Raw genomic sequence first — 16,048 nt, 5'->3', positions numbered from 1 at the left:
AGCAGCTTGCAAAAAGGCCTATACCAGGGCGGACTGATAGACCATACCCGTCCTAGGTTATCGGATCTATGCTGCTTGCAAGCAAATGATTAATGGATTAAGGGATTGCCGCTATGTTTCAGCCATCAGCCAAGCACACCAATCAAACACTCGTCGGGCAAGCCCCTGAACTTTCAGTCATCATTCCCTGTTTCAACGAACAAAAACGGATCATCCCCAGCATCGACTCAATTGTTCATTACCTCAACGAGCGAAACCGTTCGTGGGAGTTAATCATCAGCGACGATGGCTCAACCGATCAAACAATTAGTCTGATCGAAGCTCAAAAATATCCCAATCTGACGATCATCAAAAGCTCAAGCAACCATGGCAAAGGCCATGCAGTGCGAGCTGGCATTATTGCAGCCAAAGGTAACTTTATTCTGTTTACTGATGCAGATAATGCTACGCCAATCACTGAGTTAAATAAATTGTTGCCCTCATTAGAGCAAGGCAACTACGATTTGGCGATTGGCTCGCGGGCCAAACAACTGCTGCAAACCAAAGAACGGCGTTTGAGCCGCTGCGTGATGAGCGCTGGGCTGCGGCTGATTGTTGAACATGGCTTGAAACTGAATATTCACGATAGCCAATGTGGCTTCAAGCTGTTTCATCGGGCGGTAGCCAAACATCTGGCCCAAGTCCAAACGATCAATGGCTTTGCCTTCGATTTAGAGCTTTTGGTGATTGCCGATATTTTTGGTTATCAAACCAATGAAATTTCAGTCGAATGGGTTGATGTTGCTGGCTCAAAAGTCCATCCAATTCGTGATGCCTATCAGTTTCTCCGCGACATTATGATCATTCAAATTAACCATTGGCGTGGGCGCTACCCAAGCTCAAGCCAAAAAAAAACAAAAGCTAAATCACAGCAATCAGGCCAGTGGTTTGCCTAAAAAACCTCTATTTTGCTGCTTGAAGCGTTGATTAACGAAGCATTTGCTGCTCCTCAGCCCCTGGCCACGTAGCCGAGGGGCTTCGCGTTGCAATGAGCAGCTTTAGCATAGGCGATGGTTCTAATCCTAAGCACAAGAACTAGTTGAATAGCTTGGGTTTGATAGTCCTTTCTGTTTCCCCCCTTGACACTTTAGTAGCGCTCGAATGGGTGACTATTCGCTTATTGGTTCCGGCTATGAAGCAATCTATAGTTAAGCTAACGGTATTTTTATACGAAAGCCTCATTTTATGGGCGTACTTCAACGTTCTGGTTTTACAATCAGCCACATTCCACTCCTGCAGCGGCTCAAACAATTAACCAAGTTTTGGCTGTTCGGCAGTATGCTCTTAGTTAATCTGGCGAATTATGGCGTTGCGAGCGTGCTTGGTCATGGGCTAGTTCCAGCAGCCTATGCCCAAATTAACGTCATTATGACCCTGTTCGCCATTGCAACCTTGGCCAGTGGTTTTTTGCAAATTCAAGCTGCTCGGGCCAGCCTTAGCCTCAACAACTACGCCAAACTGCGCCAACTGCGCCAGCTAGCCTGGATCATCGGGGCGGTTAATGGTCTGCTCTGCGCAGGATTGGCGGGATTTTGGCAAAAGCTGTTTGGTACAAGTCCAACGCCATTGTTGCTGCTGGGCTTTGGCTTGATCAGCTACTATCCGCTTGGCGTTGAACGGGGAATTATGCAAAGCCAAGCGGCTTTTGGGCGGCTTGCAAGTAATTTGCTGCTAGAAACGATGATGCGGCTCGCTGGAGCAATCAGCGTGCTCGAATTGGGCTTGGGCGTAACGGCGGTCAGTTTAGTTTTTGCTGGTTCGTTGCTCGCGGCGTGGGGTTTGAGCTACGCCAAACCAGCCATACCCGAGAGCGTTGGTTCGACCAGTCAACTTCAGCCATTATGGCCACTTGGCTTGCGCATGCTAGGCCAAGGCTTGATGCTCCATAGTGATATGCTTTTGGTAACGCTGTGGTTTTCGCAGCATATTGCTGGCCAATATGCTGCCTTAGCCTTGATTGGCAGGTTTGGCTTCTTTGTAAGCAGTACGGTTGCAAGCTTGGGTTTTGCCAAGCTTTTACGCGCCGATCAGGCTAAAACTGAACAGCGCCAGGCATTTTGGCAAAGCTTGGCGCTGATCATTGGCATTGGATTCATCTTCAGCCTTGGCTGCTGGGCAATGCCGCAACTGCTGGTTAAGGGGCTATTTGGTTCAGCCTATCTGCCGATTGCTGGGGTGCTTTGGCGTTACGCAGCGATTGCTAGTGGCTATGCCGTGGTAAATTTCCTCGTTGCTTATCAAGCGGCTCAACAGCGCCAGATTGGAGTTTGGCTGACGCTGGGGGCTGGCATTGGCCAAATTTTGTGGCTCATTGAAGCGCATCAAACGATTAACCATGTGTTGAATGCTCAAGCCTACGTCATGCTGGGTTTGTTGGCGGCAGTTTGCCTGAGCGAATGGTTTAATCGAACAAAAAACCACGCTTGATCGATGTAATCAAGCGTGGTTTTGATTGCAGCTAATGAGCTTATTTGACGGTTAGCGTACCCTTCATGCCGCTCGCGAAGTGGCCTGGGTAGGCACAAATATAGCTATACGTGCCAGGTTCCAAGGTTGCACTGACGCTTGCAGTTTCGCCGCCATTGATCGTCTTGGTTGTACCCAGTACCAAATCGGCACTTGGCGTAAAATCAGGGGCATTAGCAACGGCTGAATCAACAGCCTTTTGCTCTTCACCTGGTTTGACGATTACAAGATTGTGTGGCAAAGTCCCTGCGTTATTAAAGCTAACAGTTACCTCACCAGCATTCGCGCTCAATTCGGTTTCGGCAAACGTCATGCTCGCTGCATCGCCGCTATTGACGGTCAGGCCAGCGCCACCGCCAGCAGGAGCAGCCCCGCCGCCACCAGCAGCCACAACCTTGAACGTGCCCTTCATACCAGCTGCATAGTGGCCAGGATAGGTACAAACATAGCTGTAGGTACCTGGCTCAGCAATATTGAAGGTGGCTGTATCATTGGCCCCGCCATCGATGGTTTTGGTGTGGGCCAAGGCGTTAGCAGCTTCAAAATTGGTAGCATTTGCTGCATCGGCCACGGTTTTATCTTCTTCGCCGGGGTTGACCAACACCCAGTTATGAGGCACAACACCCTTGTTATTGAAGGTTACTTTAATTTCACCGGTACCTGCGGTTAACTCGGTTTTGGCAAAGGCCAAGGTGGCACCATCGGCACTATCAATGGTCAAATCATTGCTCACTGAGCCAGCAACCACGACATCGGGGACACTTTTAAACACCCCTACGTTGTCGTCAGCAGTACCACCGCAAGCAACCAATGTGCCTGCTAATAAAACGCCCGCAAGCGGACGTGTCCAGCGCCGAATAGGCATCGATTTCCTCCATAAAAGCATCTGTTCGTTGGCAATCTTATGCAGTGAATTATAGCATAATGGGTTGGGCTTGGTCTCACAGAATCGGCCTTGTTTTGAATAGGCCAATTGGTGGTCAATTGCTCACCAAATGCTCACAAAGATTTACCAAAAGTTCCTTGACGCACTCACAGGCACTGTTATAATACACACCAAGAGGCTGCTGTACACGGAAAGGCCCACCCACAATGCGAATTGAATTCGACAATTGGGTTAACGATAGCACGACAGAGGCATCAGCCTGTGTCGTTTTTTGTACCAACGCTACGGCGTGGGAACGGCTCACGGCGTTTTTCGCTATATAAGGAGGATCGTCCAATGTACTCCGATATGATTAGCAAGATCGACAAAGCCAAACGGTACGCCCAAGAACCAGAACGGATTGCAATTCAACAGTTTAGCGCTACCTTCCGTGGTGGCAATAACCACGAAGTCCAGCTGTTGGCAAGCGGTGAATGGCACTGTGATTGTGAATTTTTTGCCCATTGGAACACCTGCTCACACGTGATGGCATTGCAACGGATCTTAGAGCCAATGTTAAATGATGACGCTCGCCGCGCTGGCTCACCATTTACCTTCGATGAAATTGCCGAGGCTGTTGGCTAAAGGGTTTGCTCCAGGGTCAAGGTTGCGCCACGTTACGAGTAGCTACTTGTCAACGTGGCGTAGCTGTTTAAGCGAGAAGGGTCGTGCGCCTATATCACCGCCAGCAACGGCTATGGTATAATCGCGACGCAAGGAGGTATTATGTCGGATCGTCCAACACCAGCCCGCACGCGCTTTGCGCCAAGTCCGACGGGCTATCTGCATATCGGTAGTTTACGTACCGTGTTATTTAGCTGGTTGTGGGCACGCCACACCGGCGGTCAATTTTTATTACGGATTGAAGATACTGATCGCAAGCGCTTTGTTGAAGGCGCAGAAGAACAATTAACCAGTTCGATGCAAGCGATCGGCCTCATGTGGGATGAAGGTCCAATTGTTGGCGGTCCTCACGCACCTTATAAACAATCCGAACGCTTGGATATTTATCAGGCTCACGCTGCAAGCTTAATTGAAAAAGGCGTGGCCTATCGTTCGTATGCCACCGCCGAAGAAATTGCCGCCCTCAACGCCGAACGCGAGGCGCGTGGCGAGCCCAAGCTGTTGGTGTTTCGCAATTTGCCCGGCATCGACGACGCAGCTCGTGAAGCAGCTGGCGAGCCATACAACGTACGGCTTAGCCTCAAAACCACTGGTAAAACGATCGTCCATGATCTGGTTCGCGGCCAAATTGAGTTTGATAATGCGGCCTTGAAAATGCCCGATCCTGTGCTGTTGAAAACCGATGGCTTCCCAACCTATGCCCTCGCCGCCATGGTCGATGATCACTTGATGGGGATCACCCACGTGCTGCGGGCTGATGAATGGCTGCCAACCTGGCCCATTCACCACCAAATCTACGAAGCCTTTGGCTGGGAGCAACCGGTTTGGGTGCATGTGCCCCAAGTTTTGGGCAGCGATGGCAAGAAGCTTTCCAAACGCCATGGCGATACCTCGGTTACCGAGTATATTGAGCTTGGCTTTTTGCCCGAAGCAATCGTCAACTATTTGGCCTTAATTGGCTGGTCATACGACGATAAAACTGAGTTTATGACCCTTGAAGAGTTGATCGAGCGCTTTGACCTGAATCGGATTCGCCCATCGGGCGGGGTGTTTGACCGCGATAAGCTTTTGCACTTCAATGGGGTCTATTTGCGCAATTTGGCTGCTGCCGATTTGTCGCAACGCATCGCCCCATATCTGAGCAAGGCTGGCTTGATTAGTGCTGAACCAACTGCGGCAGAATTGGCCAAAGTAGCCGAATATTTGCCATTGGTTCAAGAACGGATTAAGCTACTCAGTGAAGCGCCAGAATTGCTTGATTTCTTCTTTGTCGATCCACAGGGCTACGACCCAGCCTTGCTGGTGCCAAAGAAGGGCGACCCAGCCCAAACCGTCGAAGTGCTTGGTCAAGTCAAGGCCAGTTTGGAAGCTCTCGAAACGTGGGATAGCCCAAGCCTCGACAAGCTTTTGCACGATTTTGTCAATCAACTTGGGCTGAAAATTCCCCAAGTGTTTATGCCTATTCGGGTTGCGCTCACTGGGCGAACCACCTCACCAGGCCTGTTTGAAACCATGGCGGTGTTGGGTAAGGCCGTGACGCTCGCGCGAATCAGCACTGCTGCTGCGGCGCTTTCCTCTGCCTCTGTATAGTTCGATTAGTCAGGAGGATGTTCAATGACGCTTGACGAAGCCAAAACCGAATTGACCAACTTGGTCTTGGGAGCTTCACCCGATGCTGTGTTACGCTATAAAAAACGGGGCAGCGACGAGTTGGCGATTCGGGTCTATGCCCCAGCCGACCACGAGGATGCCATTCGTGAAGCAACCCGCGAACGTTCAATCGCCTTGTTAACCGAACACGATTTGGATGTTCAGATTTTGATTTACGATATTTCAACCTCGTTGCCAACCGAAGAAGGCGCAGAGTAACCTGCAAATAGCTCAGCCAGCGGCCTCTAGCAGCAATGCTAGGGGCTGCTTTTGATTAAAGGGTTGTCTTTATGGATTCCTATCAACCAAGCAGCGATGAACGCCAAGCCATGCGCGCATTTTTGCAACGCGCCGAGGTGCGCATCTCGACGATGCATCGAATTGCAGGCGTATTTTTGAATGGCGCAGGCTTATTGATTTTATTGCCAGTCTTTTTTCGCGATGCAATTAGCGACATCAACAACATTGTGCTCACCCAGATTTCCCAGCTATTTACGCTGTGGCAGAATGGCCAATTTTCGTGGTCGGCAGTCGCCGATTTAGGCCTCTACACGCTGCTGTTTATTCCGTTTATCGCAACCTTGGGCATTCCACTATATGCGTTTTTGCTGTTGCTGAAAGATATTGTCTATTTTTATTTTGCCAACCAAAGCCCTGGCTTTACCCATAAATTGTTTAACCCGCGCTTTATTCTTTCGGGCTTGGCGTTTTCCACCGACGAAGCACCAGCAGTCAAACGCGCCGTGATTCAGCATCAATATAATTCCGATTTGCTGGAGTTTATTTTGCCGTTTGAGCGCCACGAGGCAGCGTTTTATGATCATGTTTATTTGCAAAGCGAGGGCTTGATCGTGCCGCCCAGCCGTGATGCAGCTCAACTGGCCAGCCAAGGGGTCAACCAAAGCCAAATCAGCCAGCAAGCAATCGATCGCTTTAACACGGCCTTGGGTTTATCGGGCTTTTTGGATCGCACGCTGATTGAAGAAGTAGCACGAACGGAAATCTCGGTGGTGCGTTATGCCTTATGTCTACGGCGCTTGGTCTTGCGTTATATCAAAGCCTTGTTGATGTTTGTCTGGACAACGCTGCTCTCGTTTATTTTGGTTTCGTTCCTTGAGCACTTGCAACCGCTGGCGATTCTGGCCGTGGGCTATGTGGTTTGGTCGGCGCTTACGCCATTGGTCGTGCGCATGCCCACCAATTGGATCTGGCAGGCCTTGCGCGAGGATGTCAATCTCAAAGGGGTGGCGCGTGATGAAGAAATAACCCGTTTTGAGCACTTTGTCGTCAAGGTCTGTCGTTTGACGCTCGCAATCGCCATATTGACCTTGCTCAGCGAAATTGGGCGGCTGATCGTCCATGTTTAGGAATAGTATGCCCTCACCCCCTAGCCCCCTCTCCCACTCAACGCGGGCGAGGGGGAGCCAACGATGGTTTCCCAGTGATCTAGGTGAAAAAGCCCCGCGCACGGGCGAGGGGTTGGGGTGAGGGGATCTTAATTGCCTACCTTTGAAAGCCAGCCCCCTCTCCCACGAAAACGCGGGCGAGGGGGAGCCGACCGTTTTTCACGACACAGTGCAGCAACATCGCAGCGTTAAAGCCCCGCGCCACGGGAGCGGGATTGGGGTGAGGGGATCTTATTGCCTAAATCTGGCCACCCACACCTTTAAACTTCTCAACAAACGCCGAGATTTTCTGAAAAACCCGCTGCTTCTTGATGATGTACTGTGGATTGAGCGGACTCATTTTTGGCAGGGTCGCGTTGAGATCAGTACCGTTCTCACTGGCGTATTCCCGTCTCAATGAGGCAAGGATATAGCGCTTAGCCGCAGCTTCATTCAAATCCTCCGACTGAATCAAGTCGTCAGCTTCACGAGCTTGCTCCACCTGGGCGAAGCTAAAGAACTCGTCAATAATTGTGGCTTTATCGACAATCGCATCGAGGTTGGTTTGGTTGATAAAATCAATAATTAGGCTTTCTTTGGCCCGATTGCCAAGGCTTGCTCGAATCAAGCGGCGCACGTCTTCGATTAACTCGCCTTTACTTTTATTCTTTTTATGTTGCTCAAAAATTAGCTCAAGGATGTAATCAAGCGTAATCTCCTGCGATTTCAGCAGTTCCACTTCAAATACGACATCGTTCCAATCAATCGTCGTCTTTTCCTGATCTTCGGCAAGCTTGGCGCGGCGCAGCCAATCACGAATATCGTTATAGGTTGATCGGTAATCCTGAAGCATCCGTTCGCTCGGCAGATGGATGGCTTGCAGTTCGGCCATGTCAGCATCACTTAACGAATGCTCCTTCTTGAAGTCTTTAAGCGCCTGCGGATCGCTGCGATCAATCAGTTGCAAGGCCTTGAGGTTGGCAAACTCATCGTAGTTTTGCAGCACGTTCTCGACGCGCAAATATTCACTAAATAACTTGACGAAGTTCTTTTTGTCTTTTTCGAGAACGATCGCATCAGGCTCAGGAAAACGCTGTTCTAACTCTCTGACCAACTCGATAAAACCACGCCGTTTGTCATCAGTCAGTACATCGGTGAAGCCGTGCATGTATTCGTCGTAGCTTTTTTCAAGCACCACGTTTTGGGTGTTTTTATCGCCAAACAAGGTAATCGCATCAATCGTTGCTTGCTCGAGATCGCGAAAGGTGATGATATTGCCGAAGGCTTTGGTCGCATCGTAGATGCGGTTGGTGCGTGAATAAGCCTGCATCAAGCCGTGATAGCGCAGGTTTTTATCGACAAACAGGGTGTTGAGTGTTGGCGCATCAAAGCCGGTTAAAAACATCCCGACCACAATCAGCAGGTCGATTTCTCTGGCGATAACCCGCTTGGCGAGGTCGCGGTAATAGTTTTGGAAGCCATGACTATCAACGCTGAAATTGGTCTTAAACAATGCGTTGTAGTCGGCGATGGCACTGGTTAGAAACTCTTTGGCGCTGGGTTTCATCGCCTCTACATCAAAAGTCTCGTCACGAATTTCGCCAACGGCATCTTGTTCTTCATTGGCAGCAAATGAGAAGATCGTGGCGATTTTGAGCGGCGGTTTTTTTGAATCAGCAGTTTTCTGTAGCTCCTCAAACATTTTGTAATAGGCTTGGGCGGCCTCGATGCTGCTGACGGCAAACATGGCATTAAATCCCTTGCTGCCTGCTTGCAGCCGATGCGTTTTTTGGTGAAAGTTGTCCAGAATATAGCGCGAGATCTTCCGAATACGATCTTGTTGCAGTAGTGCCTGATTGTAGTCGGCGGCGTTGAGTTTTAGCTCATCGGTTTCGGTTTCGAGCGCCTTAAACCGCGGACGAGTATCATTGTAATCGACCTTGAACTTGAGCACCTTTTCATCGCGAATGGCATCGGTGATGATATAGGCATGCAATTGATGGCCAAACACGCTGGCGGTGGTGGTGTTGCCTATGGCATTACCCTTGCGAATCAAAATTCCGTCTTTGATAATATCGTCAAAAATCGGTGTGCCCGTAAAACCAAACTGGTAGAATTTTTTGAATTTTTTCTTGAGGTTTTTCTGGGCTTCGCCAAATTGGCTACGGTGACATTCATCAAAAATAAAAACTACCTGCTTATGGTAAATAGCTAAATCGCTTTCCGCCTTGATCAGGTTGTTGAGCTTTTGAATGGTGGTAACGATGATTTTGTTGTCGTCTTGCTCTAGATTGCGCTTGAGTCCGGCGGTGCTATCAGAGCCGTTGACACTCTCCGGCGAAAAACGCTGATACTCTTTCATGGTTTGGTAGTCGAGGTCTTTGCGATCGACCACAAAAAACACTTTGTCGATGAAGCTCAGTTCGGTCGCTAGCCGGGCCGCTTTAAAACTGGTCAAGGTCTTCCCAGAACCAGTGGTATGCCAGATGTAACCGCCGCTTTCATTGCTACTCCAATTTTTTGTCTGATAGGAACTATTGATTTTGCGCAGAATCCGTTCTGTGGCGGCAATCTGATACGGACGCATGATCAGCAACGTATTGTTTGCGTCAAACACGGCATACTTCAACACAACATTCAGCAGGGTGTTTTTCTGCAAAAAGGTGGCGGTAAAATCTTTGAGGTCTTTGATTGGGCTGTTATCGGCTTTGGCCCAGTTCATGGTGAAATCAAAACTGTTTTTATTGCGGGTCACGGTATTGGCAAAGTAGCGGGTGTCGGTGCCGTTAGAAATCACGAATACTTGGATGTATTTGAAGAGCGAGTGTTCGCTATTGAAGCTTTCTTTGCTATAGCGGTGGATTTGATTGAAGGCTTCGCGAATCGCCACGCCGCGTTTTTTCAACTCGACATGCACCAAGGGCAAGCCATTGACCAAAATCGTCACATCGTAGCGATTGGCGTAGCTGCCAGTTTGTTCAAATTGTTTGATGACTTGGACTTTATTGCGGGCCAAGGTCTGCTTATCGAGCAGGTAGATATTTTGAATCCGGCCATCGTCAAAGACAAAATCATAAATGTAGTCGTCATGAATTTTGCGCGTTTTTTCAATAATACCATCGCTGGGTTTATCGAGGTAGGTTTCAACAAAGCGCAGCCACTCATCCTCTGAAAACTGCACGTTATTCAGCGTTTGCAATTGCTCGCGCACATTGGTCAACATGGCTTGGCGAGTGGTTAATTCAGGCAGGTACTCATAGCCCTGCGCTTCTAAATCCTGAATAAACTCATGCTCCAAGGCCTTTTCATTTTGGTAGGTTTCTGCGAGCCGTAATTGCTTGACGTAGTGATCAAGCACGATAAAGTTATTTGATTCAACGATCGTTCGATAATCTGTCATTGCATTTCCTTTAATTTAGCCAATGTTCTTTTTGAAACGATACATGTCCTGAAGATTCGTGATCAAATAGGTTAATACCCGTTTATCGTCGTCGGTAAGTGCCATGACTTCTTCGCCAGCATGCTTGGAGTGGCTCGAAATATTGATAATCCGTTTCTCATATGGATTCGGGCGGCCATCATCGGTGGTTGGCAATAAGTCAACCCAGTCGTTGTAGCCCAGAAAGGTCGCGGTTTTTTCTAAGATGTTGCGCAGGAAGTTGAAATGATATTTATGCACCTGCCCAGTGCTCACAGCTTTTTCGAGTTCAGTCATCAGGTAAAGGTGATAGGAAAAGGGCGAATCGTTGGAATGTGCAACCAATTGATAGGTTGCATCAGCTTGTTTTTCCAAGCGATATTTTTCAAATCCTTTCTGCCTAGACAACTCATTGAATAAAACATTGTAAAAAAGCGGATTATGGGTGGTGATGATGAATTTTACATCCGACTTATTGGCTTTGATCAGTTGAGCCAGATCAACCGCCAATTGAATGAGATGGTTTTCATCTAACGAACTAACTGGATCATCAACAAAGACATACTCTAGGTGGTCAAACTGATTGGTTTCACGATCAGCGGGTTCGGCCACATTGCGGATGCTGATAACCTGATCCAGCAGCGTATAAAAAACACTCCAGATAAAATTGCTTTCTTCGCCTTTGGAAATTTTCAGGTTGCCTGAGCGCTCGTCATCGCCACGCTCCAGCGAGAATGTCACCGCCGAATAGGTTTCGTTGAAGCGTGGGGTTAACTTGTCATTGACGTAGCGTTGAAAATTGCTAATGATGGTGCGATCGTGGCCTTGCTCCTGAAGAATCCAATCGGTAAAGGTATTGGGCTGAATCTTCAGTTTGGGTTCTGCATCCAGTGCCAAATCGTTATCCCAGTAGAATAAATCTTCGGTAAAGGCATTGTAATACAGAATTTTGCTGCGTGCTGATTCAGTTTCAGCTTCGCCATTGGCTTGTTTGGGGGCAATCAACCGCCTAAATGCCTGTGATAAGCGGGTTTTGCCAACTCCATTAAAGGCATAGATCAGCTGCACCTTTTTGTTGGCCGCCTTGAGTTGCTGGGCGATTTCGACGAGGGTCTTGCTCATTATTAAACCTCAGCTGGTTTTGGAAAGCTGAACAGTAGATCGCGGTAGTATGCGTATTGTTGCTGGCGCAAGGCGATTTCGCGCGGCAAGCCTTCGCTAATCGAGTTGGTCAGGCTATCGAATTTGTCCAAGATGGCAACGATGCGTTCCTGTTCTGCGAGAGAGGGAACAGGGATTTGGATTTTAGCGAGATTATCAACACTCACGCGCCGTACTTTCGTGCCAGTGATGTACTGTCGTTTTTGTTTTTGAAATTGTTCTGTTTGAAAGAAGTAAGAAACATATTTTGGATTCAAGCTATGTCTATAAATGCAAGCATCGCTGCTTACTGCAATTTCTTCACTCCCTAGCCAAGCAACAGCTTTACATACATCTTCATCATTCTCACTGGTTGTAGCTATAACTAAATCGCCTGATTTAGCTTTACGAGCTTTCTTAAAAAATTCTTTTGATACATACGTTTTAGTCTTATTCGTGTATGTGCCATAGTGTGTATAGATTTGTCCGTAGTGAATGCAACCAACACCCGTTTCCGTAAAATCTTTTTTCTGTAATCCGCCGCCGCGAATAAATTCGCCAATCTCTCCCAATGTGCTCCTCTGCACTTCGCCATCTTCAAAACTCAACAATTGCTCACGATAATATGTATATTGTTTTTTACGGGCGGTCAGCTCGGCGGTCAGCTCGGCGGTCAGCTCGGCAAAGCCGTCCAAAATCGTAACGATTTTGGACTGGATTTGCAGCGATTTTTTTGGATTTTCAGGGCATGGAATGGGAATTTTTTTATTTGCATAATTACTAATCCATTGCCGTTTATGATCGCCGTCAACTAATTCACTTGGCAATGTGTTTAGCCAATAATAAATGTATTTAGATAAGGTTCTAGACTCATCTGCTGATGAAATCATTTTCATCGCTGATGATTTAGGTTTGAAATCAAAATCAACCCATTTATGTGCTGTTGTAAAATCATCAAAAATGATCACAGGGTTATCTGATGCTTGATAAATTCCATCTATTTCATCGGTATAACCAAGGATGAATGTTTTACCAGCTGTTAATACCGGAATTTCAAAGTCATCGCTATAATTGGTTGATTGAACAAGGTATTTCGTTGGTTGTTCATATTTTGTTACCTCGCCCAACGGCAACCACTCCACCTCAACTCCATCCAGCAGTTTTTCTAAATAGCTCATGCCTCCACCTCCTCGCCTTCAAGCTCAGCAACAATTGCATCAATTTCTTTACGGAGTTGATCAATTCTGGCGACTGTCGTTTTCAAATTGGCATTGAGCTGCGCAATATCCACCACTTCGCGGTTATCTTTGGCTTCGACATAGCTGCTGACCGACAAATTGTAGTCGTTGGCAACGATGGTTGCATAGGCTATCGATTGGGCGAAGTGATCGATATTATCCTTGCTATCGAAAGCCTGCATAATCTGGTCGATGTGCGCGTCGGTGAGCGTGTTGTTATTCGTTTCTTTTTTATATAAGCTGCTAGCATCGATAAATTGGGTGGTGGTATCGGTTTTATGTTTGGATAAGACCAGAATCGTCACCGCAATCGTCGTGCCGAAGAACAAATTGGGCGCGAGCGCAATCACCGTTTCCACGAAGTTATTATCAATCAAATATTGGCGGATTTTCTGCTCGGCCCCGCCACGGTAAAAAATGCCAGGGAAGCAGACAATCGCGGCACGGCCTTTACTCGAAAGATAACTGAGCGCATGCAAAACAAAAGCAAAATCGGCTTTGGATTTGGGTGCTAAGACCGCAGCTGGCGCAAAACGGTCATCATTGATCAACGTCGGATCATCGGAGCCTATCCATTTGACCGAATAGGGCGGGTTGGAAACGATCGCATCAAAGGGCTTATCGCCAAGAAAATGCGGATTGATCAAGGTATTGCCGAGCTGGATATTGAACTTATCGTAATTGATATTGTGCAAAAACATGTTCATGCGAGCAAGGTTATAGGTTGTATGGTTGATCTCTTGGCCCCAAAAGCCCTCTTGAATAATATGCTCGTCGAAGTGCTTTTTGGCTTGCAGCAACAGTGAGCCAGAACCAGCGGCGGGGTCGTAAATTTTATTAACGCTCGTTTGCTGGTGCATGGCTAGCTTGGCGATTAGTTTGGAGACATACTGTGGCGTGAAAAACTCGCCGCCAGATTTACCAGCATTGGCGGCATAGTTGGAGATCAGATACTCATAGGCATCGCCAAACAGATCGATGTTGCTGTTTTGAAAATCACCGAAGTCCAGCCCAGCAACACCTTTGATCACGGCGGCCAAACGCTCATTTTTCTCCTTGACGGTATTACCAAGGCGATTGCTAGTGGTATTAAAATCGGCAAACAGCCCTTTGATAGCGTCCTCAGAATCATAGCCGATGGCAGAACGTTCAATCGCGTCGAAGATCGCCGCAAGATCGGCATTTAAGCTATCGTTCTTATGCGCAGTTTTGGCAACATTCTCAAACAGTTGGTGTGGGTAGATGAAGTAGCCTTTGGTTTTAATCGCATCTTCGATGATATCGGGAGTGAGCAGCTGCTCATCAAGCTCGGCGTAATTGACACTCTCATCGCCACCTTCCATGTGGCTGGCGAAGTTTTCGCTCATAAAACGGTAAAACAGCGTGCCGAGCACATATTGCTTAAAATCCCAGCCATCGACAGCGCCGCGGACATCATTGGCAATCTGCCAGATTTGGCGTTGGAGTGCGGCGCGTTGTTGGGTGCTTGTCATGATGGTTTCCTGTCTAATTCGACTTGATTGCGATATTTGCGATCCCCTCACCCCAACCCCTCTCCCATCGGATGGGAGAGGGGCTTTAACGCTGTGGTTCGGCCACAAATTCCGTTGCTCCCCCTCGCCCGCGTTTAGTGGGAGAGGGGGCTAGGGGGTGAGGGCATGCTTTAACTTCGTGGTTTTTCGCGAAACACTGGTCGGTTCCCCCTCGCCCGCGTTCAGTGGGAGAGGGGGCTAGGGGGTGAGAGCATCCTTTCACCCCGTGATTCTCCCGCAATACGTCGGTAAAAACGCATGAACCCCGCACCCGCGTTCAGTAGGAGCGGGTGCGGGGGCACGGGCATTGCGTTAGTTAATTTGCGTTTTTGGGCTGAGCCAAGCGGCCTAGCAACAAGCCAAATTCAAACAAGAAATACATTGGCACTGCCAAAAATGCGAGGTTGGCAGGGTCGCCGGTTGGAGTCAGAATTGCTGCCGCCACCACGGTGATCAGCACCACATAGCGGCGATAGCGGCCAAGTTTGCGGGGGTTGAGAATACCAATTTTGGTCAGCGTAAACATGATCATTGGCAACTCAAACACAATCCCATTGATCAGCAATAAGCGGGTCAGAATCGAGAGAAAATCATCAAGCCGCGGCTTATTTTCAATCAAATTACCAGTATTCTCAGTGCCAAAATTGATCAAAAATTTAATGGCAGCAGGTGCGGTAACAAACCAGCCAAAAGCAATGCCGCCTACAAAACATAAAATCACCAATGGCATGCCAATAAAAATCCATTTGCGTTCGGTGCGGGTTAGGCCGGGCGCTAAGAAGGCCAGCAGTTGATAGATGATAATCGGCATCGCAGCAGCAATGCCCAAGGTGAGCGCGGTGCTGAGGTAGGTCGTAAAGGTTTCGGTGACTTCGGTGGTTTGTACGCCCTGCTCGCCAGCAAAGCTCAAAATCAAATATTTGATAAAGCCAGTGCTATTGACGATATAAAAACCACCAAGCATGCCAATTAAAACTGCAATCGAAACTTTGGTAAGGCGTGAACGCAACTCGCGCAAGTGGTCGAGCAAGGTCATGGTGCCATCAACAACAGGTGTAGCTTTAGCCATTGGTTTGCTCCTCGGCGGCTGAGGCACGCAATGCCTGATCAAGCGGTTGGTCAAGCAAATCGTCATCGAGCATCATACGGGCTTGGTTGGCAATCTCTGGACGGGCCAAGGGAGGTTTGGGAGTTGGGTCAATCACGTTGGCAGCGGCAGTGGTTTTGGGGTCGAGGCCAAGGTCGACGATCATTGCCCGATCGTCATCGGAGAGAATCGAGCGCCCAAGCTCCTGAATTTGGCGGCGCGGATCGAGGTCGCGCAACTGGCGGGCCATCTTCTCGACCGATTCATAATCGTCGCCCAACTCATTGCGGGCCTGATTGCGCAGATCGTTGATCATCTTGCGGCCTTTGCTGATCCACTGGCCAATTTGAAACAGCATTTCAGGCAAGCGTTCAGGGCCGACGACCACGAGGGCAATCACCAAGATGATCACAAATTCAAACGGGCCAATCCCAAAAATTGTCATAAGCGTCTGACCACTAGCTAAAGGCTTTGGGGATACGCTTTAAGCAAGTATTAACCTCAAGCCCAACAAATAACAAATGGACAATGCCGCAAGGTTTGA

General features: G+C 48.4%; 13 protein-coding genes. 6 read left to right on the top strand and 7 right to left on the bottom strand.

Features of this window, described 5'->3' with window-relative positions:
- The first annotated feature begins 113 nt into the window (after window positions 1-113).
- Entirely contained in the window at window positions 114-935 is an 822-nt protein-coding gene (locus C5S61_RS08710) for a dolichyl-phosphate beta-glucosyltransferase (RefSeq protein WP_110514674.1), read from the top strand.
- 289 nt (window positions 936-1,224) lie between these two features.
- Entirely contained in the window at window positions 1,225-2,466 is a 1,242-nt protein-coding gene (locus tag C5S61_RS08705) for an MATE family efflux transporter (RefSeq protein ID WP_110514673.1), read from the top strand.
- Between the two features lie 40 nt (window positions 2,467-2,506).
- Here the strand turns inward: C5S61_RS08705 and C5S61_RS08700 are convergent, their stop codons facing one another.
- Window positions 2,507-3,370 (bottom strand): plastocyanin/azurin family copper-binding protein, encoded by an 864-nt coding sequence (locus C5S61_RS08700; protein WP_164689295.1) that lies wholly within the window; start codon window positions 3,368-3,370, stop codon window positions 2,507-2,509.
- Window positions 3,371-3,727: 357 nt separating this feature from the next.
- Here C5S61_RS08700 and C5S61_RS08695 point away from each other — a divergent pair, with 357 nt between their 5' ends.
- From C5S61_RS08695 to C5S61_RS08680, 4 genes are all read left to right on the top strand, one after another.
- Entirely contained in the window at window positions 3,728-4,015 is a 288-nt protein-coding gene (locus C5S61_RS08695; protein WP_054537011.1) for a hypothetical protein, read from the top strand.
- A 141-nt stretch (window positions 4,016-4,156) separates the two neighbouring features.
- The gene (gene gltX / locus C5S61_RS08690; RefSeq protein WP_110514671.1) at window positions 4,157-5,644 is read left to right on the top strand and encodes a glutamate--tRNA ligase; all 1,488 of its coding nucleotides are present in this window, start codon (window positions 4,157-4,159) and stop codon (window positions 5,642-5,644) included.
- Between the two features lie 24 nt (window positions 5,645-5,668).
- Window positions 5,669-5,923, top strand: coding sequence for a hypothetical protein (locus C5S61_RS08685; RefSeq protein WP_110514670.1), 255 nt, complete (start codon window positions 5,669-5,671; stop codon window positions 5,921-5,923).
- Between the two features lie 71 nt (window positions 5,924-5,994).
- Window positions 5,995-7,071, top strand: coding sequence for a hypothetical protein (locus C5S61_RS08680; protein ID WP_110514669.1), 1,077 nt, complete (start codon window positions 5,995-5,997; stop codon window positions 7,069-7,071).
- A 277-nt stretch (window positions 7,072-7,348) separates the two neighbouring features.
- Here C5S61_RS08680 and C5S61_RS08675 read toward each other — a convergent pair whose 3' ends face one another.
- From C5S61_RS08675 to tatB, 6 genes are all read right to left on the bottom strand, one after another.
- Entirely contained in the window at window positions 7,349-10,489 is a 3,141-nt protein-coding gene (locus C5S61_RS08675; RefSeq protein ID WP_110514668.1) for a type I restriction endonuclease subunit R, read from the bottom strand.
- Between the two features lie 15 nt (window positions 10,490-10,504).
- Window positions 10,505-11,629, bottom strand: coding sequence for an AAA family ATPase (locus C5S61_RS08670; RefSeq protein ID WP_110514667.1), 1,125 nt, complete (start codon window positions 11,627-11,629; stop codon window positions 10,505-10,507).
- Window positions 11,630-11,631: 2 nt separating this feature from the next.
- The gene (locus tag C5S61_RS08665; protein ID WP_110514666.1) at window positions 11,632-12,825 is read right to left on the bottom strand and encodes a restriction endonuclease subunit S; all 1,194 of its coding nucleotides are present in this window, start codon (window positions 12,823-12,825) and stop codon (window positions 11,632-11,634) included.
- Complete coding sequence (locus tag C5S61_RS08660; protein WP_110514665.1) at window positions 12,822-14,378, bottom strand: type I restriction-modification system subunit M; 1,557 nt, start codon at window positions 14,376-14,378, stop codon at window positions 12,822-12,824. The genes C5S61_RS08665 and C5S61_RS08660 overlap by 4 nt, the downstream gene beginning before the upstream one ends.
- A gap of 355 nt (window positions 14,379-14,733) precedes the next feature.
- Complete coding sequence (gene tatC, locus C5S61_RS08655) at window positions 14,734-15,486, bottom strand: twin-arginine translocase subunit TatC (RefSeq protein ID WP_110514664.1); 753 nt, start codon at window positions 15,484-15,486, stop codon at window positions 14,734-14,736.
- The gene (gene tatB / locus C5S61_RS08650) at window positions 15,479-15,949 is read right to left on the bottom strand and encodes a Sec-independent protein translocase protein TatB (RefSeq protein WP_110514663.1); all 471 of its coding nucleotides are present in this window, start codon (window positions 15,947-15,949) and stop codon (window positions 15,479-15,481) included. The genes tatC and tatB overlap by 8 nt, the downstream gene beginning before the upstream one ends.
- Window positions 15,950-16,048: the final 99 nt, after the last annotated feature.

The sequence above is a fragment of the Herpetosiphon llansteffanensis genome (assembly GCF_003205875.1).
Classification (GTDB): Bacteria; Chloroflexota; Chloroflexia; order Chloroflexales; family Herpetosiphonaceae; genus Herpetosiphon; species Herpetosiphon llansteffanensis.
Note: the sequence above shows the minus strand (reverse complement) of the source record. Positions and strands in the feature narration are given on the sequence as shown.

Coding starts and splice junctions, on each gene's coding strand:
- gltX (WP_110514671.1), top strand. CDS start 4,157: ATGTCGGATCGTCCAACACCAGCCCGCACGCGCTTTGCGCCAAGTCCG.
- C5S61_RS08660 (WP_110514665.1), bottom strand. CDS start 14,378: ATGACAAGCACCCAACAACGCGCCGCACTCCAACGCCAAATCTGGCAG.
- tatB (WP_110514663.1), bottom strand. CDS start 15,949: ATGACAATTTTTGGGATTGGCCCGTTTGAATTTGTGATCATCTTGGTG.
- C5S61_RS08670 (WP_110514667.1), bottom strand. CDS start 11,629: ATGAGCAAGACCCTCGTCGAAATCGCCCAGCAACTCAAGGCGGCCAAC.
- C5S61_RS08695 (WP_054537011.1), top strand. CDS start 3,728: ATGTACTCCGATATGATTAGCAAGATCGACAAAGCCAAACGGTACGCC.
- C5S61_RS08700 (WP_164689295.1), bottom strand. CDS start 3,370: ATGCCTATTCGGCGCTGGACACGTCCGCTTGCGGGCGTTTTATTAGCA.
- C5S61_RS08710 (WP_110514674.1), top strand. CDS start 114: ATGTTTCAGCCATCAGCCAAGCACACCAATCAAACACTCGTCGGGCAA.
- tatC (WP_110514664.1), bottom strand. CDS start 15,486: ATGGCTAAAGCTACACCTGTTGTTGATGGCACCATGACCTTGCTCGAC.
- C5S61_RS08705 (WP_110514673.1), top strand. CDS start 1,225: ATGGGCGTACTTCAACGTTCTGGTTTTACAATCAGCCACATTCCACTC.
- C5S61_RS08675 (WP_110514668.1), bottom strand. CDS start 10,489: ATGACAGATTATCGAACGATCGTTGAATCAAATAACTTTATCGTGCTT.
- C5S61_RS08680 (WP_110514669.1), top strand. CDS start 5,995: ATGGATTCCTATCAACCAAGCAGCGATGAACGCCAAGCCATGCGCGCA.
- C5S61_RS08685 (WP_110514670.1), top strand. CDS start 5,669: ATGACGCTTGACGAAGCCAAAACCGAATTGACCAACTTGGTCTTGGGA.
- C5S61_RS08665 (WP_110514666.1), bottom strand. CDS start 12,825: ATGAGCTATTTAGAAAAACTGCTGGATGGAGTTGAGGTGGAGTGGTTG.